The organism is Cellulosimicrobium sp. EB106-03-01-XG111, assembly GCF_058792115.1.
In genome coordinates, this window is record NZ_JBYTEQ010000002.1 from 184,685 (window position 1) to 202,937 (window position 18,253).

Annotated in this window: 15 protein-coding genes; 4 read left to right on the forward strand and 11 right to left on the reverse strand. The window is 75.9% G+C overall.

Annotated elements, in window-relative coordinates; all coding sequences use genetic code 11:
* Nucleotides 1-114: 114 nt before the first annotated feature.
* The 5 genes from AC3WT4_RS02875 to AC3WT4_RS02895 form a co-directional block, all read right to left on the reverse strand.
* Nucleotides 115-477, reverse strand: coding sequence for an HIT domain-containing protein (locus tag AC3WT4_RS02875; RefSeq protein WP_021482946.1), 363 nt, complete (start codon nt 475-477; stop codon nt 115-117).
* Entirely contained in the window at nt 474-1,286 is an 813-nt protein-coding gene (locus AC3WT4_RS02880) for a 16S rRNA (uracil(1498)-N(3))-methyltransferase (protein ID WP_108051318.1), read from the reverse strand. Before AC3WT4_RS02880 ends, AC3WT4_RS02875 begins: the two co-directional genes overlap by 4 nt.
* An 11-nt stretch (nt 1,287-1,297) precedes the next feature.
* The gene (gene dnaJ / locus AC3WT4_RS02885) at nt 1,298-2,422 is read right to left on the reverse strand and encodes a molecular chaperone DnaJ (RefSeq protein ID WP_043651775.1); all 1,125 of its coding nucleotides are present in this window, start codon (nt 2,420-2,422) and stop codon (nt 1,298-1,300) included.
* A gap of 106 nt (nt 2,423-2,528) precedes the next feature.
* A complete protein-coding gene (gene hrcA, locus AC3WT4_RS02890; protein WP_074809911.1) occupies nt 2,529-3,545 on the reverse strand; it encodes a heat-inducible transcriptional repressor HrcA in 1,017 nt (338 codons plus the stop codon).
* A 79-nt stretch (nt 3,546-3,624) separates the two neighbouring features.
* Nucleotides 3,625-5,088 carry an MFS transporter gene (locus AC3WT4_RS02895; RefSeq protein WP_492314663.1) on the reverse strand — a complete coding sequence of 488 codons (1,464 nt, stop codon included), beginning with the start codon at nt 5,086-5,088 and terminating at the stop codon, nt 3,625-3,627.
* Between the two features lie 155 nt (nt 5,089-5,243).
* On the opposite strand from AC3WT4_RS02895, the gene AC3WT4_RS02900 reads away from it, so the two are divergent.
* On the forward strand, nt 5,244-6,107 hold the full coding sequence (locus AC3WT4_RS02900) for a DUF3097 domain-containing protein (protein WP_492314664.1): 864 nt from the start codon (nt 5,244-5,246) through the stop codon (nt 6,105-6,107).
* A 61-nt stretch (nt 6,108-6,168) separates the two neighbouring features.
* On the opposite strand, the gene AC3WT4_RS02905 is transcribed toward AC3WT4_RS02900, so the two are convergent.
* The 3 genes from AC3WT4_RS02905 to lepA all read right to left on the reverse strand — a co-directional run bounded on the left by AC3WT4_RS02905 (nt 6,169) and on the right by lepA (nt 10,659).
* Entirely contained in the window at nt 6,169-7,284 is a 1,116-nt protein-coding gene (locus tag AC3WT4_RS02905) for a DUF2189 domain-containing protein (protein ID WP_492314665.1), read from the reverse strand.
* A gap of 193 nt (nt 7,285-7,477) precedes the next feature.
* Nucleotides 7,478-8,770 carry a radical SAM family heme chaperone HemW gene (gene hemW, locus AC3WT4_RS02910; protein ID WP_492314666.1) on the reverse strand — a complete coding sequence of 431 codons (1,293 nt, stop codon included), beginning with the start codon at nt 8,768-8,770 and terminating at the stop codon, nt 7,478-7,480.
* Nucleotides 8,767-10,659 (reverse strand): translation elongation factor 4, encoded by a 1,893-nt coding sequence (gene lepA / locus AC3WT4_RS02915; RefSeq protein ID WP_074809749.1) that lies wholly within the window; start codon nt 10,657-10,659, stop codon nt 8,767-8,769. The genes hemW and lepA overlap by 4 nt, the downstream gene beginning before the upstream one ends.
* 205 nt (nt 10,660-10,864) lie before the next feature.
* Between lepA and AC3WT4_RS02920 the strand changes: the two genes are divergently transcribed.
* From AC3WT4_RS02920 to rpsT, 3 genes are all read left to right on the forward strand, one after another.
* Nucleotides 10,865-11,443, forward strand: a complete 579-nt coding sequence (locus AC3WT4_RS02920) for a type 1 glutamine amidotransferase domain-containing protein (protein WP_108051312.1) — start codon at nt 10,865-10,867, stop codon at nt 11,441-11,443.
* A 250-nt stretch (nt 11,444-11,693) separates the two neighbouring features.
* Nucleotides 11,694-12,374, forward strand: a complete 681-nt coding sequence (locus tag AC3WT4_RS02925; RefSeq protein WP_492314667.1) for a type II toxin-antitoxin system PemK/MazF family toxin — start codon at nt 11,694-11,696, stop codon at nt 12,372-12,374.
* A 303-nt stretch (nt 12,375-12,677) separates the two neighbouring features.
* A complete protein-coding gene (gene rpsT, locus AC3WT4_RS02930) occupies nt 12,678-12,938 on the forward strand; it encodes a 30S ribosomal protein S20 (RefSeq protein WP_043659362.1) in 261 nt (86 codons plus the stop codon).
* A 251-nt stretch (nt 12,939-13,189) separates the two neighbouring features.
* Here rpsT and holA read toward each other — a convergent pair whose 3' ends face one another.
* The 3 genes from holA to AC3WT4_RS02945 are packed head-to-tail and all read right to left on the reverse strand — an operon-like array spanning nt 13,190 to nt 18,249.
* Nucleotides 13,190-14,200, reverse strand: a complete 1,011-nt coding sequence (gene holA / locus AC3WT4_RS02935; protein ID WP_074809752.1) for a DNA polymerase III subunit delta — start codon at nt 14,198-14,200, stop codon at nt 13,190-13,192.
* A 57-nt stretch (nt 14,201-14,257) separates the two neighbouring features.
* On the reverse strand, nt 14,258-16,966 hold the full coding sequence (locus AC3WT4_RS02940) for a ComEC/Rec2 family competence protein (protein ID WP_492314668.1): 2,709 nt from the start codon (nt 16,964-16,966) through the stop codon (nt 14,258-14,260).
* Complete coding sequence (locus tag AC3WT4_RS02945; RefSeq protein ID WP_492314669.1) at nt 16,963-18,249, reverse strand: ComEA family DNA-binding protein; 1,287 nt, start codon at nt 18,247-18,249, stop codon at nt 16,963-16,965. Before AC3WT4_RS02945 ends, AC3WT4_RS02940 begins: the two co-directional genes overlap by 4 nt.
* Nucleotides 18,250-18,253 lie beyond the last annotated feature (4 nt).

An 18,253-nucleotide genomic window follows, 5' to 3' on the forward strand; every position in this document is an offset into this window, starting at 1 on the left:
TTGCGCCGCTGCGCTCCTTCGGTCGGGCAGTGGGTCCGGGGCGGCCACCGCCCCGCAGATCGCTTCCCATCGTACCGAGAGCGGCCGGGCGTCACACGCGCTTTCGCGCAGGGCTCAGGCCGGCGACCAGCCGAGCTCGGCGCCCGCGATGACGTGGCCGTGCACGTGGAACACGCTCTGGCCGGCGCGCGGCCCCGAGTTGAAGATGAGCCGGAACTGGCCGTCGGCCAGGTCGCCCGCCACCTCGTCGGCGAGCGCGACGACGTCGCCGAGCAGCTCCGGGTCCGCCGCCGCGAGCTGCGCGATGTCGCCGTGGTGGTCGCGCGGGACCACGAGCACGTGCACGGGCGCCTGCGGGTCGATGTCGCGGAACGCGATCGAGCGCTCGCTCGTCGCCACGACGTCGGCGGGCACCTCCCCCGCGACGATGCGGCAGAAGAGGCAGTCCGGGTCGGTGCGCAGGTCGGTGCTCGTCATGCCCCCGAGGCTAGACCACGCGTCCCGGCCACGCCCCAGCGGCCGAGCCGCTCGGCGAGCAGCGCCACGGCCACCGGCCCGGCGGTCGACGTGCGCAGCACGTGGGGCCCGAGCCGCGCCGCGACCGCGCCGGCCTGCGTGAGGTCGGCGAGCTCGCGGTCGGAGATCCCGCCCTCCGGGCCGACGACGACCAGCACCTCGGGCGCGGGCGCGCCGTCCGTGGCCGGACCGGCGGGCAGGACGACGTCGGCGAGCGGCGTCGTCGCCTCCTCGTGCAGGACGATCGCGCGACCGCCCGCCGCGACGACGTCGACGACCCGCGCCGCGAGGCCGCGCGAGTCGAGCGCGACCTCGACGCGGGGCAGGCGCGCGCGCCGGGCCTGCTTGGTCGCCGTGCGGACCGTCGCGAGCCACCGCGCGCGGGACTTCGCCGCGCGTTCGCCGCGCCACACGACGACGGAGCGTTCCGCCTGCCACGGCACGACCACGTCGACGCCGATCTCGGTCGCCGCCTCGATCGCCATCTCGTCGCGGTCGCCCTTGGCGAGCGCCTGGACGAGCGTCACGACGACGTCCGGCGCCGGCTCGCGGTCCACCTCCTGCACGAGGAGCGTGACGCGGCCCGACTCGGCGTGCTCGACGACGCACCGCAGCCGGAGCCCGTCGCCGTCGACGACGTCCACGCGCTCGCCCGCGCCGCGGCGCTGCACGACGCCCGCGTGCCGGCCCTCCGCGCCGTCGAGCACGTACCGGTCGCCGGGCGCGACGCCGTCGGTCCCCGTCTCGGCGAGGAACACCGGAGCACTCATGCGCGCCCCGCTCAGCGGCCGGACAGCTTGTCGCGCAGGCGCGAGAACACGCCCGGGTGCGCGGCGGCGAGCCGGGGCTCGGGGCGCTCCTCGCCGCGCAGCGCGGCGAGCGAGCGCAGGAGCTGCTCCTGCTCGGGGTCGAGGGCCGTCGGCACCTGGACCTCGATGTGGACGTTGAGGTCGCCGCGCCCGCTGCCGTGCAGGTGTCCGACGCCGAGGTTCTTCAGGGTGACGATCTGGTTCGGCTGCGTGCCGGGGCGCAGGTCGATCTCCTGGAGCCCGTCGAGCGTCTCCAGCTCCAGCACGGTGCCGAGGGCGGCCGCCGTCATCGGCACCTGGAGCGTGCAGTGCAGGTCGTCGCCGCGGCGCACGAACGTGTCGTGGTTGCGCTCGCGGATCTCGACGTACAGGTCGCCCGCGGGGCCGCCGGCCGGGCCGACCTCGCCCTGCGCGGTGAGCTTGATGCGCGTGCCCGTGTCGACGCCCGCCGGGACGTTGACCGTGATGCTGCGGCGGCTGCGCACGCGGCCCTCTCCCGAGCACTCCGCGCACGGCTCGGGGATGACCGTGCCGAAGCCCTGGCACGCGGCGCACGGCGCGCTCGTCATGACCTGGCCGAGGAACGAGCGCGCGACGCGCTGGACCGTGCCGCGGCCGTGGCACACCTCGCACGTGCGCGGCGAGGTACCCGGGCGGCAGCAGGTGCCGCCGCACGTGCCGCACACGACCGCCGTGTCGACCTGGAGCTCGCGCTGCGCGCCGAACGTCGCCTCGGAGAGGTCGATGTCGAGCCGCACGAGCGCGTCCTGGCCGCGGCGGGCGCGCGGGATCGGGCCCTGCTGCGCCTGGGCGCCGCCGAAGAACGTCTCGAAGATGTCCTGGAAGCCGAACCCGCCGCCCATGGGGCCGCCGCCTCCGCCACCGGGGGCGCTGGGGTCGACGCCGAGGTCGTACTGCTGGCGCTTCTCCGGGTTGGACAGCACCTCGTACGCGCGCGCGACGTCCTTGAAGCGGTCGCCCGCCTCCTCGCCCGCGACGTCCGGGTGCAGCTCGCGCGCGAGCTTGCGGTACGCCTTCTTGATCTGGTCCTGGCTGGCGTCACGGGCCACGCCGAGGATCTCGTAGTAGTCGCTCACACGTCACTCTCTGCTGGTGCGGGTCGTGAGGCCGGCTCGGAGCCGGTCGGGAGGGGTCGGGGGTGGTCGTCGAGCGGGCCCGCCGCGGGCGGGGAGACCGCGGGGCTCACGTGCCGAGCACCCGTGACAGGTAGCGCGCGACCGCGCGCACCGCCGCGATGGTGCCGGGGTAGTCCATGCGGGTGGGCCCGATCGAGCCGACGAGCGCGACCGTGTCACCGTCGTTACCGTAACCGGTCGTCACGACGGAGGTCTCCGCGAGGCCCTCGAGCTGGGTCTCGCGACCGATCCGGACGCTCACGCCCGACTCGGCGGCCATCTCGGTGAGCAGGCCGAGCAGGACGACCTGCTCCTCGAGCGCCTCGAGCACGGGGCGCAGCGCGTGCTCGAACCGCATGCCCGCGCGCGCGAGGTTCGCCGTGCCGGCCAGGACGAGGCGCTCCTCGCTCTCCTCCGCGAGCGTCTGGGCGACGAGGTCGCCCACCGCGCGGACGAGCGGGGCGTCGTCGGGGTGGAAGCTCTCGGTCACGGCGGCGAGACCGGTCGCGAGGTCCGTGAGGCGCTTGCCCGCGGCCGCGGCGTTGAGCCGTGCGCGCACCTCGACGAGGGTCCCCTCGTCCGGCAGGCTCGCTACCTCGAGCGTGCGCTGCTCGACGCGGCCCGTGTCCGTGATGATGACGACCAGGAGGCGCGACTCGCCGACGGGCACGAGCTCGAGGTGGCGCAGGCCCGACCGACTGAGCGACGGGTACTGCACGACGGCGACCTGGCCCGTGAGCTGCGCGAGCAGGCGCCCGGCGCGCGCGATGACGTCGTCGAGGTCCACGCCCTCGGACAGGAAGGTCTCGATGGCGCGCTTCTCCGGTGCGGACAACGGCTTGACGCCCGAGAGGCGGTCCACGAAGAGCCGGTAGCCCTTGTCCGTCGGGATGCGGCCCGCGGACGTGTGCGGCTGCGCGATGTACCCCGCGTCCTCGAGGGCCGCCATGTCGTTGCGGATCGTGGCGGGCGAGACGCCGAGGCTGTGGCGCTCGGTGAGCACGCGCGACCCCACGGGCTCGCGCGTCAGGACGTAGTCCTCGACGATGGCCCGCAGCACCTCGAGCCGGCGCTCCTCGCTCACGTCCACCTCCCGCGTGCCGCACCGTCGCCGCCCGGGCGGGCGTGCGGGCGTCGGCACTCTCGACCTCCGAGTGCCAATCCTACGCGTCCGCGCGGCCCGTCCGGCGGTCCTCCGCTCGTCGCGAACGCAGGTCGAGGAGTCCGACCGCGAGCGCGACCGCGACGAGGCCGATCGTCACCAGGAGCGCGCGCCCGGTCGCGTCCGCCGCCGAGTCGCCGCCCGCGAGCCCGCCGTAGTACACGGACAGGACGACGGAGATCCCGACGGCCGACCCGATGCGCTGGCCGAGCTGCAGCATGCTGCCCGCCACCCCGGCCCGGCTCACCGGCACCTCGGACAGCGTGAGCGTCTGGTTCGGCGCGATGACCGTCCCGCTGCCCGCACCGGCGACCAGCAGCGCGACCGCGAGCGCCGGGCCCACGGCGCCCGGGTCGTTCCCGAGCGTGCGCACGACGACCTCCGCGGCGACCACCCCGACGAGCACGAGCACCACGCCGACGACGACGAGCTCGCGGCCCCAGCGCGCGACCCAGCGGCCCGAGAACCACGCCGACACGCCCGACGCGACCGCGAACGGCGTGCCGACGAGCCCCGCCTGGAGCGGCGTGTACCCGAGCTCGTCCTGGAGGTAGAGCGTCACGACGAGGAAGATGCCCGTGAACCCCGCGAAGTACGCGAGGCCGAGCAGCGCGCCGTTGCGGAAGGACCCGAGCCCCACGACCTGCGGGTCGAGCACCGCCTCGCCCGTGCGGCGCTGGTAGCGCCGCTCCCACGCGACGGCAGCCACGAGAGCGCCGACGGCCGGCACGAGCCACCACCAGCGGGACGCGTCGTCGCCGCGGCCCGTCGTCGTGACGAACGGCATCATCACGCCGAGGGTCGCGGCGCCGAGCAGGCCGAGCCCGATGAGGTCGAGCCGGCGCGGCCCGCGCGCCGCGCCCGAGCCGGTGCGCGGCGGCCCCGGCACGAGGCGCCACGCGAACGGCAGGAGCACGGCGACGACGGGGATGTTGACGAGGAACACCCAGCGCCAGCCCGTCTCGGGGCCGGCGGCCGCGATGATGAGGCCGCCCAGCAGGGGCCCGAGCGCGGTCGAGACACCGATCGTCGCGCCGAACATGCCGAACGCGCGCCCGCGCTCGTACCCGCGGAACTCCTGCTGGATCAGGCCGACGACCTGCGGATTGAGCACCCCGGCGCTCACGCCCTGGAGCAGGCGCGCGACGCCCAGCCACGTGTCGGTGGGCGCGAGCCCGCACGCGAGGCTCATGAGCGCGAAGCCCACGAGCCCGGCGATGAACAGCGCGCGCCGAGCGCCGGCGTCGCCCAGGCGCCCGGCGGGCACCAGGGCGAGCCCGAAGGCGAGCGTGTAGCCCGCGACGACGAGCTGCAGCTCCGTGGGACCCGCGTCGAGCGACGACTCGATCGACGGCAGGGCGACGTTGACGATCGACACGTCGAGCGTCGTGATGAAGCCCACCGCGAGGCAGACCGGCAGCACGCGCCAGCGGTTCGGGTCCGGCTCCGCGCGCTCCTGGCTCATCGGTCCGTGGTACCACCCCGCCCCGGGGGCGCGCGCGCCGGGAGCCGTCGCGCGAGGTCGGCCCGACGGTTCGAGGTCGGCCCGCGGGAGGCCGATCCGGCGACGCACGGGGCGATCTCGGCGGCGCACGGCGGACGCTGGCCTAGTGTGACGCCGTGTCCTTCGACCGCTACGGCTCCGACGTCCTCGGCGGCACGCCCGCCCCCACCCACCACCGCGCGCGGCCCGCGTCGCGCCCGCAGCCCGCGGAGCGCGGCCTCGTCGTCGAGGAGGTGCAGACCGGGTGGGTCGGCGCCGTCGTGCGGGTCGAGAAGTCGGGCGGGATGCACGTCGTGGTGCTCGAGGACCGCGCGGGCCGGACCCGCACGTTCCCGCTCGGGCCCGGGTTCTGGGTCGACGGCGCGCCCGTCGAGCTCACCCCGCCCGTCACCTCCCGCGCCCCCGCCGCACCGACGCGCACCGCGTCGGGCTCGCGGGCCGTCGTCGGGCAGCGGGCGCGCGTCGCGCGCGGGAGCCGCATCTGGGTCGAGGGCAAGCACGACGCCGAGCTCGTCGAGAAGGTGTGGGGGGACGACCTGCGCGTGGAGGGGGTCGTCGTCGAGCCGTTGCACGGCGTCGACGACCTCGCGGCCGCGCTCGCCGACTTCGGCCCGACGCCGCAGCGGCGCGTGGGCGTGCTCGTGGACCACCTCGTGCCCGGCAGCAAGGAGCGGCGCATCGCCGACGAGGCGCTGCGGCGCTCGCCCGCGGGCACGGTGCTCGTGCTCGGGCACCCGTACGTCGACGTCTGGCAGGCGGTGAAGCCGGCCCGGATCGGCCTCGAGCGGTGGCCCGTGATCGAGCGCGGCACCGAGTGGAAGCGCGGGATCCTGCGCGAGCTCGGCTGGCCCGCGGAGACCCCGGAGGACGTCGGCCGCGCGTGGCAGCGCATCCTCGGCACGGTGCGCACGTACGCCGACCTGGAGCCGTCGCTGCTCGGGCGCGTCGAGGAGCTCATCGACTTCGTCACCGCGCCCTGACCGGTCGCTCGGCGCCCGGGGCGCGCCGCTCCCGGGGCGCGGCGAGGGCTGCGGCCGGGGGTCAGGCGGCCGGCACGCCGCCCGTGAGACGGCGGTAGGCGTAGCCGACGGCGACGTAGCTCAGCGGGATCGTCACGAAGAGCCCGAGGCCGCACGGGATCGCGCCGAGGATGTTGATCCCGACGAGAGCGAGCAGGAGCAGGAACACCTGCCCGAAGTTCTTCGCGACGAGCGAGAAGCTCGTGCGGATCGCCGTGATCGCGTCGACGCCCTGGTCGAGCGCGACGTAGTACACGAACGCCGAGAACAGCAGCATCGCGAGGCCGGGCAGGACGCACAGGAAGAACCCGATCCCGGACAGGATGCCGACGATGAGCGCGGCGAGCAGCACGTTGAGCACGTTGCCGATGCGGAAGAACGCGGCGACGTCGGGCCGACGCCCGTCCACCTCGTCGAGCGCGCCGCGCGTGAAGAACGCGGTGATGAGGTAGCCGATGGCGGTGCCGACGATCGCGAGCAGCGCGCTCGTGAAGGTGAGCCCGCCGAGGGCGGCGAAGTTCGTGTCGGAGTAGTCGAACTGGTCCTGGAGCTGGTCGAACCCGCCCGTGATCCAGCTCCACGCGACGTTGACCGCGAGGAAGATCAGCGCGACGAGGATCCACGGCCCCAGGTTCGACGTGACCCGGCGCCACCCGTAGGAGATCGCGTCGCCGACGCCGAACGCCGGTCCCGTGTAGCCGGGCTGGCCGCCGTACCCTCCGGCGGCGCCCGGGTACGACCCGGGCGGCGGCGGGTATCCCCCGGCAGGGGGCGGGTATCCGCCGGCGGGCGGCGGGTATCCGCCCGACGGGGACGCGCCCGGCGGGGGCGCGGCCTGTCCTCCGGTCGCGCCGCCCGGCGCACCGGACGGGGCGCCGTAGGCACCCGGTGCCCCGTACGCGGGCGGGCCCGACGGGGCGGCCGGGTCGCGCGGGGCGGCCGGGTCGTGCGGCGCTCCACCGCCCGGGCCGTACGGCGAGGCGGGTGGCACGTCGTCCCCGGACGCAGCGGCGTCGGGCCGGTCGGGGCCGGGGCCCGACGGCGGCGTGGCGTCCGGCTGCGGGCCGCCCGATCCGTCGGCGGGGGTGTGCTCGTCGTCGCGGGGCGGCTCGCCGCCCGGGTTCGTGGGGTCGGTCATCGTGCACCTCGTTCCTCGTCGTCACGTGCTGCGGGCCGCACGCTCCGTCGACGTGCTGGGTCCACCTTGGCGGTTCGTGGCCAGGACCGCGCGGCGAGAGCCGCGAGCACGGCACGACGCCGGGTCCGCCGCCGCCGTCGCGCACCGGTGGTCGCCGAGCGCGTGCCGGGTCGAGGCGGCCCCGGCACCGACGTCACTCGTCCGTGATCGTCCGGACCACCGTGTCCGCGAGCAACCGCCCCCGCAGGGTGAGCACGGCGCGGCCGGCGACCGCCGCGCGGCCGTCGAGGAGCCCGGTCGCGACGAGCCCGGCGACCGCACGCCGGCCGGACGGGGAGAGGACCGCGAGGTCGAGACCCTCGCGCAGCCGCACGCCGAGCATCGCCTGCTCGAGCCGGCCCTCCGTCCGCGTGAGGAGCTCCCGTCCCGCCGCGGGGCTCGTGCCCGCCTCGAGCAGCGCCGCGTACCGGCGCGGGTGCTTGACGTTCCACCAGCGCACCCCGACCCGGGCGTCCTCGGGCGACGTCACCGCGGACCCGGCACCGGTCGCCGCGACGTAGGAGTGCGCACCGGGACCGATCCCCCACCAGTCGTCGCCGCGCCAGTAGGCGAGGTTGTGGCGGCAGCGGTCGGCGTCGGTGCGCGCCCAGTTGCTCACCTCGTACCAGGTGAGGCCCGCCGCCGTGAGCAGCTCGTCGGCGAGCTCGTACTTCGTGGCCTGGTCGTCCTCGCTCGGGAGCGCGACCTCGCCGCGCCGCACCTGGGCGGCCATCTTCGTCCCCGCCTCCACGACGAGCGCGTACGCGGCCACGTGGTCGACGCCGGTCGCGAGCGCGGCCTCGAGGCTGGCCCGCCAGTCGTCGAGGCTCTCCCCCGGCGTGCCGTAGATGAGGTCGAGCGAGACCTGGAGGCCGGCGTCGCGCGCCCAGCGCACGACGTCCGGGATGCGGCGCGGGTCGTGCGTGCGCTCGAGCGTCGCGAGCACGTGCGGGACGGCGGACTGCATGCCGAACGACACGCGCGTGAACCCGGCCGCAGCGAGCTCGGCGAGCGACTCGGGCGTCACGGAGTCGGGGTTCGCCTCCGTCGTCACCTCGTTGTCCGGGGCGAGCCCCCACGCGTCGCGCACGCCGTCGAGCAGGCGGACGAGGTCGCCCGCAGGCAGAAGCGTGGGCGTGCCGCCGCCGACGAAGACGGTCGAGACAGGGCGCGGCGGCAGCCCGGCGTCGTGCAGCACGCGCGCGGCGAGGTCGATCTCGCGCAGCGCCGTGCTCGCGTACGACGCCTGGCTCGCACCCCCGCCGAGCTCGGACGCCGTGTAGGTGTTGAAGTCGCAGTACCCGCACCGCACCGAGCAGAACGGGACGTGCAGGTAGACCCCGAACCCGCGGGCCGCGGGCTCCGTGCCGCCCGTGCCTCCCCCGACCCAGGAGGGCAGCGAGCCGTCGGGCGGGACCGGCTCGCCCTCGGGCAGCGCCGGGCTCACTTCTTCGACTTGTCCTTGGCGTCCTTGCCGCCCGCGGCGTCGGAGGAGAGCGCGGCGATGAAGGCGTCCTTCGGAACCTCGACGGACCCGATGTTCTTCATGCGCTTCTTGCCCTCCTTCTGCTTCTCGAGCAGCTTGCGCTTGCGGCTGATGTCGCCGCCGTAGCACTTCGCGAGGACGTCCTTGCGCATCGCGCGCACCGTCTCGCGCGCGATGACGCGCGCGCCGACGGCCGCCTGGATCGGCACCTCGAACTGCTGGCGCGGGATGATCTCCTTGAGCTTCGCCGTCATCATGACGCCGTAGTCGTACGCCTTGTCCTTGTGCACGATCGCGCTGAACGCGTCCACCTGCTCGCCCTGGAGCAGGATGTCGACCTTCACGAGGTCGGCCACCTGGTCGCCCGAGGGCTCGTAGTCGAGCGACGCGTACCCGCGCGTGCGGGACTTCAGCTGGTCGAAGAAGTCGAACACGATCTCGGCGAGCGGGAGCGTGAAGCGCAGCTCGACGCGGTCCTCGGACAGGTAGTCCATGCCGAGCATCTGGCCGCGACGGTCGTTGCACAGGCCCATCACGGTGCCCACGAACTCGCTCGGCGCGAGGATCGTCGCCCGCACGACCGGCTCGCTGACCTGCTTGATCTTGCCGCCCGGGAACTCCGACGGGTTCGTCACGTTGACGAGCGTCCCGTCCTCGAGCGTCACGTCGTAGACGACGTTCGGCGCGGTCGAGATGAGGTCGAGGTCGAACTCGCGTTCGAGCCGCTCGCGCACGATCTCCAGGTGCAGCAGGCCGAGGAAGCCGACGCGGAAGCCGAAGCCGAGCGCGACCGACGTCTCCGGCTCGTAGTTGAGCGCGGCGTCGTTGAGCTTGAGCTTGTCGAGCGCGTCGCGCAGGACCGGGTAGTCGGTCCCGTCGATCGGGTACAGGCCCGAGAAGACCATGGGCTTCGGGTCCGAGTAGCCGCCGAGCGCGTCGGCGGCGGGCTTCGCCGCGTTCGTCACCGTGTCGCCGACCTTCGACTGGCGCACGTCCTTCACGCCCGTGATGAGGTAGCCGACCTCGCCGACGCCGAGGCCCTTCGTGACGATGGGCTCCGGCGAGATGACGCCGATCTCGAGCAGCTCGTGGGTCGCGCGCGTCGACATCATGACGATGCGCTCGCGCGGGTTGAGGTTGCCGTCGACGACGCGCACGTACGTCACGACGCCGCGGTAGGTGTCGTAGACCGAGTCGAAGATCATGGCGCGCGCCGGGGCGTCGGCGTCGCCGACCGGCGCGGGCACGCGCTCGACGATGCGGTCGAGCAGCACCTCGACGCCCGCGCCCGTCTTGCCGGAGACCTTGAGCACGTCGTCCGGGTCGCCGCCCACGAGGTTCGCGAGCTCCTCCGCGTACTTCTCGGGCTGCGCCGCCGGGAGGTCGATCTTGTTGAGCACGGGGATGATCTCGAGCTCGTTCTCCATCGCGAGGTACAGGTTCGCGAGGGTCTGCGCCTCGATGCCCTGCGCGGCGTCGACGAGCAGCACCGCGCCCTCGCACGCCGCGAGCGACCGCGAGACCTCGTACGTGAAGTCGACGTGCCCCGGGGTGTCGATCATGTTCAGCGCGTGCGGCGTCTCCACGCCGTCCGCCACGACGGCCCACGGCATGCGGACGGCCTGCGACTTGATCGTGATGCCGCGCTCGCGCTCGATGTCCATGCGGTCGAGGTACTGCGCACGCATGGCGCGCGGCTCGACGACACCGGTGAGCTGCAGCATGCGGTCGGCCAGGGTCGACTTGCCGTGGTCGATGTGCGCGATGATGCAGAAGTTCCGGATCAGCTCGGGCGGCGTGGCCGCGGGCTGGATGCGGGTGCTCAGCTGGGCACTGGGGATCGGGGACAACGCGGGTGCGCTCCTGGGAGTGGCGTGCGGGTCGGGGCCGCGCGCTCGGGGGCGGCGCGCCGACGGTCGCTCTCGGGCGGGCGGGAACGACCATTGTCCCACGTCCGGCGTCGGGCACCCGCCCGCCCTGCGGGGCGCCGCGAGCCGACCTAGCGTGGAGGACCGGCCGGCCGCACCGGGCCGACCGGCGACGAGAGGAGCGCTCATGGCCCAGGACACCGAGCACCGCACCTCCGGCCGCCCGGGCGGGCGCCGCGTGCTGGCGATCGTGACGAACTACGGCGTCGAGCAGGACGAGCTCGTGGTCCCGCTCGAGCACCTGCGCGGCGAGGGGGTGGAGGTCGACGTCGCAGCCACGTCCGCCGACGACGTGCAGACCCTCGTGGGCGACAAGGACCCCGGCCGCACCGTGACCCCGAACCTCACGCACGCCGACGCCGACCCCGCCGAGTACGACCTGCTGCTCGTGCCGGGCGGGACGATCAACGCCGACGCGCTGCGCCTCCAGGACGACGCGGTGAGCCTCGTGCGCGCGTTCACGGCCGCGGGCAAGCCGGTCGCGGCGATCTGCCACGGCCCGTGGGCGCTCGTCGAGGCGGCCGCCGTCGAGGGCAAGACGCTCACGAGCTACGCGTCCCTCGAGACGGACGTGCTCAACGCGGGCGGCGCCTGGGTCGACCGGTCCGTCGTGCGCGACGACGAGGGGTACACGCTCGTCACGTCGCGCGACCCCGGGGACCTCGACGACTTCCTGCGCGAGGTGGACGCGGTCCTGGCCGGGTGACGCGCACCGTCCGCGCCGGGTGACCCGCACCGGCGGGTCATCCGCCGCGCGCCGCCCAGGTAGAGCCCCGGTCCCGCGAGGTAGAGCCCTGGCCCCGCGAGGTAGAGCCCTGGTTCCGCGAGGTAGAGCCCTGGTCCGGCGAGGTGGGGTGACCACGGCTCTGCCTCGGCGCGCCGAGGTCCGGCCGTCCGGGCGTCCGGGGCACCCGGGGCGCCCGGGCGGACGCGCGTCCGCCCGGTAGGGTGCGCGCGTGGCACGCAACCGATGGCTGGGACTTCTGACCGAGGCGGCGCGCGCCGTGGTCTCCGGGCTCACGCGCTCGCAGGGCGCGGGGCAAGGTGGCGCGAGCCAGGGCACCGCGGCGACGCGGGCCCCGGGGCGCGAGCGGACGCCGTCGGGCCGCGGCCGCGGCGACCGCACGCCCTCCCCGCGGCCCGGGCCGCGTCCCGGTGCTGCGCCGGGTCCTCGTCCCCGCCCCGCGGCGGGCGGGCGACCCGGGACGACCGGCGGCCGGGGCGCCTCCGCGGGCGCGTACCCGGGCGACTTCGAGGGCACCGTGCGCGCGCGGTACGCGCCGCGGCCCGACGGCGACCCGGACCCCGGTGAGATCGTCTGGACGTGGGTCCCGTTCGAGGAGGACCACTCCGAGGGCAAGGACCGGCCGGTGCTGCTCGTCGGGTCGGACGGCGCGTGGCTCCTCGGCGTGATGCTCACGAGCAAGGACCACTCGCGCGACGCCCAGGACGAGGCGCGCTGGGGCCGGTACTGGCTGGACATCGGGTCGGGACCGTGGGACGCGAAGGGGCGCGACAGCGAGGTCCGGCTGGACCGCGTGGTGCGCGTCGACCCGGACGCGGTGCGCCGCGAGGGGGCCGTCGTCGGACGCGACGTCTTCGACCGTGTGGTCGACGGCATCTCGCGGCACCGCTGAGGCGGTGGCCCCGGCTCTTGAGGCGGTGGCCCCGGCTCTGGAGGTGGTAGCCCCGGCTCTCGCGCCGACCTTGCGGGCCTCGCGCGGGGCCGCACGGAGGCCACGCGGCGACGGCGCGGTGGCCCCGGGGGACGATTAGGGTCCCGACCAGACCGCTGGTATTCTTGATGGCTGCGTGTCCGCCCAGGTCGGCGGGCACAGCTCCAGCACCTCTCCACGGGTTCCCCACCCCAGTCCCGGAGCTGGAGTCGCCCTCTACGACCTATCCGCTCGCTCCGGCGAACAGAACCAGAAAGTCCACACGTGGCCAACATCAAGTCCCAGATCAAGCGCATCCGCACGAACGAGAAGGCTCGTCTGCGCAACAAGGCAGTCAAGTCCGAGCTCAAGACGTACGTGCGCCGCGTGCGCGAGGCCGTCGCGGCGGGCGACAAGGACGCGGCGACCACCGCGCTCCAGGCGGCGTCCCGCAAGCTCGACAAGGCCGTCTCGAAGGGCGTCATCCACGCGAACCAGGCCGCGAACCGCAAGTCGGCCATCGCGAAGTCCGTCAACGCTCTCTGAGCGCACGGTTCGCCCGCGGTGTCGTGACACGCTGATCGTCGCGACGCTCGCACAGGTTTCCCACGAGGGGCGCCGACCCGCACGGGTCGGCGCCTTTCGTGCGTCCGGCGCCGGGTGTCTGGCCCGGGCCGACGCCACCGTTGGGCGTGACGACGGTCGCGAGCGGGAGCGGAGCCGGGCACCTCGTCGGATCCCCGGCGCCGCGCGGCGCCGGGGACTCGAGCCCGGTGCCTGGTCGCGCGGCTGCTGGGTCAGCGGCCGTGGGCCCGCGCGATCGTCAGCACCGCGCGCTCGACGGCGAACACCGGGTCACGCCCCGCGCCCTTGACCTCGGCGTCGGCCTGCGCGACGGCGCTGATCGCCGTCGCGAGACCCTCCGGGGTCCAGCCCGCGAGCTCCCGGCGCGCGCGGTCGACCTGCCACGGCGCGAGCCCGAGGTCCTTCGCCGCGACCCCGCCGCGGCCGCGCATCGCGCCGACCTTCGCGAGGGCGCGCAGCTTCATCGCCAGGGCCGCGACGAGCGGCACCGGGTCGGCGCCCGTCGCAAGCGCGTGCCGCAGGAGCGCCACGGCCTCCCCCGCGTTCCCGGCGACGGCGGCGTCCGCGACCCGGAACCCGGTCGCCTCGACCCGGCCGCCGTAGTACCGGTCCACCACGGCCTCGCTCACGGTGCCGTCGGTGTCCGTGACGAGCTGGCTGCAGGCGGCCGCCAGCTCCCGCAGGTCGTTGCCGAGGGCCTCGACGAGGGCTCGGACGCCCGACGCGTCGATGCGACGACGGGCCCTGCGGAACTCGGCGTTGACGAACGCCACCTTGTCGGAGTCCTTCTTGATCGCCTCGACCGTGACGACGGGCGCGCCGCTGCCCTTGATCGCGTCGAGCATGCGCTTGCCCCGCACTCCGCCCCCGTGCACGACGACGACGGTCGTCGCCGGGTCGGCGACCGGCACGTAGTCCACGACGTCGGCGACGAGCGCGTCGGTCGCCGACTCGGCGCCCTCGACGACGACGACCTTCGCCTCGCCGAACAGCGACGGGCTGGCCGCCACGGTGAGCATCCCGGCCTGGTACGTCGCGGCCTCGATCGTCACCTTCTCGACCTCGGGGTCGCGCTCGCGCGCGAGGTCGGCGATCGCGTCGACGGCGCGCTCCGCGAGGAGCGACTCGGGCCCCTGGACGAGCACCACCGGCGCGAGCCGGACGTCGTCCCAGGCGAGGGACGGACCGGCGGACGGACGGGCAGTGCGGGTCGGCGCGGGCATGGCACCAGCCTGCCACGAGCCGCCCACCCGCCGTGCCGTCAGACGCGCACGGCGCCGTCACCCGCACCCCGCGGCGGAGAGGACGTCGTCGCGCACGACGAGCGCCACCGTGCCGCACGCGTCGGTCCGCAGCACGGTGGCCCCCACCCCGCGGTAGAGATCGAGCGCCCGGTCGGTGGGGTGGCCATAGGCGTTCTCGCCCGAGCTGACGAGCGCGACCGTCGGTGCCAGGAGCTCCGCGAGGCGGTCCGACTGCGTGGCCGAGCCGTGGTGCGCGACCTTGACGACGTCGACCGGACCCGTGCCGTGACGGTCCAGGGTGCGCGCGAGCGAGGCCTGCCCCGCGTCCTCCAGGTCGCCGAGCGCGACGACGTCCAGTCCCGCCACCTGGACGAGGAGCGCCACGCTCGCGTCGTTCGCGTCGCCCGGTCCGGCCTGCAGCACCTCCCACGAGACGCCGTCGTCGAAGGCACGGCCGCCGTCCTCCCGGCCCGCCGCACCGGCGTCGCCCTGGCGCGCGACCTGCACCGGGACGCCCGCGTCCGCGAGGTCCCCGAGCACGCGCTCGGCCTGTGCCTCGGGCTCCGCGGCCGGGCTCACGAGCGCGCGCTCGACCTCTCGGCCGCGGAGCACCGCCTCCAGACCGCCGACGTGGTCCGCGTGGAAGTGGCTGAGGACGAGCAGGTCGACCCGCTCGACCCCGAGGTCGTCGAGGCACGATCCCGCCGCAGCACCGGCGGGGCCCACGTCCACGACCACCGCAGCGCGCGGCCCGGAGCGCACGACGAGCGCGTCGCCCTGCCCCACGTCGCACGCCACGACCGCCCAGTCCGCAGGGACCGGCCCTGCGGTCACGCCGAGCGGCCGGAGCACCACGACGACGAGGACGGACACGGCGACGACGGCGACGACCACGACCACGACGCGGACGCGAGCGTGCGGTCGTCCCTGTCCCGGTCCCTGGGGCGACCGGACCTGACGCGAACCCGCAGCCCGTCCGAAGCGTCCCTCCCCGACGCCGGACGACCGGGAGGCGCGACGCCACTCCCCGGCGAGGCGCGCCCGCAGCGGCGGCGACGTGGCGCGGCGCAGCGTGCGGCGCTCCCCCGCGTCCTGCAGGGCGCGTGAGCGGAGGACCACGGCGAGCCCGACGGCGGTCAGCGCGGCGAGCAGCGCGGCCCCTCCGACACCTCCCGGCCAGGGCGCCCGCGCGCCGGGCGTGGCCGCGAAGACCTGGGCGACACCCGCGATCCAGCCCGTGAAGAGACCCGCCGTCCAGGCGAGGGCGGTCGCGGCACCGGGCCACCACGGCGCGACGAGGGTCGCGAGGACGCCGAGCACCGTCGCCGGCCCCAGTGCCGGCGCCGCCACGAGGTTCGCCGGGACGGCCCACGTGCTCACGCTCGGGTCGAGCAGCACGACGATCGGGGCGCACGCCGCCTGCGCTGCCGCCGGTACGGCGACGACGTGCGCGGCCGTCCGTCCGCACCACGGCGCCAGACGCCGGGCGATCGGCGCCGTGAGCAGGGCCAGCCCGGCCGTCGCGGCGACGGAGAGGACGAAGCCGTACGACCGCGCCAGCCACGGGTCGACGACGAGGAGCACGACCACGGCCGCACCGAGAGCCGCCACCGCGCGGGACGGGCGCCCGAGCGCGATGCCCACCACCCCGACCACCCCCATGGCCGCCGCCCGCAGCACGCTCGGTTCCGGGTGGACCAGCGCCACGAACCCCACCATCGCCGCGCCCGTCACGAGGACGCGGACGGCTCGCGGCGCGCGCAGCAGGACGCACAGCGCCGCGACGCACGCGACGACGATGACGAAGTGGCCGCCGGACACGGCCGTGACGTGCGTGAGCGAGGTCGTGCGCATCGCCTCGTCGAGCTCCGGGTCCAAACGGGAGGTGTCCCCCACCGCCACCCCCGGCACGAGCCCGCGTGCCTGCGGGCTGAGCCCGTCCGTCACGTCGAGCAGGCTCTGCCGCATCGTGTGCACGCCCTGGAGGAACCAGCCGGGGTCGTGGACGACGCGCGGCGCGGCGTCCGCGCGCAGGAACGTCCGGTCCCCCTGCACGTCGAGCCGACCCGTGACCACGACGTCCGCCCCGTAGGCGAGGTCGGTCCAGCCGTCCCCCGCCCCCGCCACGACGACCGGCCCCGCTGCCGGGACGGTCGCGCCGCGTGCGGTGAGCCGGTCGACCTCTACCCGCACCTCGTGCCGGTCGGCCGACCCCGACCACGGGTCGGTCCGCGGCTCGACGTCGGAGCGCACCGTCCCGACGAGGGTCGCCGTCGCCCGCTCGTCGGCCAGCGCCCCGAGCGGGGCCCGCGCGGCGAGCTGGACCCCGCCCGAGAGGAGGACGGCGGTCGCGCACGCGAGGACGACCACCACCTGCCCGACCACGCGCACGCCGACCGGTGACCCGGCCCGTGACCCGACCGGCCGTCCGCCCCGCGACCGGACGGGTGGGCCGAGCGGCGGCCGGACGGGTGGGCGGAGCCGCGGTCCGTCCGCCCTCCGGTGGCTCGGACCGGACGCCGGGCCGGAGGGCGCGGCGACGACGCTCGCGCCGACGTCGGCGCCGGACACCCCGGAGAAGGTCGCAGCGCGGCGCAGCGCGACGAGGCCGGCGACGAGCACGACGCCCAGCACGACGGCCGTGGCACGCGCCACGAGCAGCGTGTCCGCCGCCGAGGCCCCGACGGCGACGAACGCGGTGGCCCACGCCGCGAGCGCCGCGGGGACGAGCCGGAGGTCGGTCACACGCGGACGAGGTCGCGCACGTCCTCGAGCACGGCAGGGCCGATGCCGCTGACCTCGCCGAGCTCGTCGACGGCGGTGAACGGCCCGTTCTCGTCGCGCCACGCGACGATGCGCTCGGCGAGCACGGGGCCGATGCCGGGCAACGTGTCGAGCGCGGCGGCGTCGGCGGCGTTGAGGTCGACCACCGCGCCACCCGCGCCCCCGGTCCCCGCGGAGGCCGCCCCCGGGGCGTCGGGCGGCGGCGCCGCGACCGCCTCGCCGGGCCGAGGGACGTGGATCTGCTCGCCGTCGGTCACGGCGCGCGCGAGGTTGAGCGCCGCGAGGTCGGCGTCGGGGGTCGCTCCCCCGGCCGCGTCGAGCGCGTCGGCGACACGGGCGTCCGTCGCGACGGTCACCAGGCCGGGTGCCGCCACCTGCCCGACGACGTGCACGACCACCCGGCCCGGCGCCGCGGCCGCCCCGCCAGGACCGGGCGCGGGCTGGGCCTCGCCGCCGTCGGCGGCCGGTGCACCCGCCGCGCCGGGCGACGCGTCGGCGTCGGCCGCGACCCCATCCCCTGATGCCGCCGTGGCGGGAGAGGCAGCGGCGCCCGCGCGCGCCACCGGCTCGACTCCTCCGGCCGGCGCCCGCAGCACGACGACACCGGTCGCGAGGAGCAGGACGACGACGAGCGCGGTGACCGCGGTCCGCGGTCGCATCGCCCACCGCCTGCCGCCCTCCTCGGCGAGGTCACCGAACCCGGAGTGGGCCGTCGGGTGCCCGTGCGCGGCCGTGTACGCGCTCGCGGCCGTCTGCGCCGCGCGCCGCCGGAGGCGGTCCACCTCCCCCTCCACGTCGGCGTCCCCCACGGTGCCGGGCGCCTCGTCGTCGGACCACGTCGTACCCCCGCGGGCGGCGAGACCGGCGGCCTCGTCCGCCTCCGGCACCTCGGACGGCAGGGACGGTGCACGCTCCTCCGGCTCCGGCCGCGACGGCAGCCAGCCGTCGGCGCCGGACGACCCGGGGTCGCCCGGCGCTCCGGGACGCCGGTGCCAGGACGGGACGACGTCCGGCGCAGGGCCGTCCACCGCCTCCGGCTGCTCCCACGACCACCGCTCGCCTCGCGTCGGTGTCGCGCCCGGCGGGGCGACCCGGGGCAGCGCGGCGGTCGCCGGGTGCCACGCGAGGGCGGGCCGCCCGGACCCGGCGACCGCCCGCAGGCGTTGCCGGACGACGGCGCCGTCCCTCCCGGGGTCGCGGCCGGGGCGGGCGTGCTGTCGGGGCTCGTGCCGAGGTGTGCTCACGCCG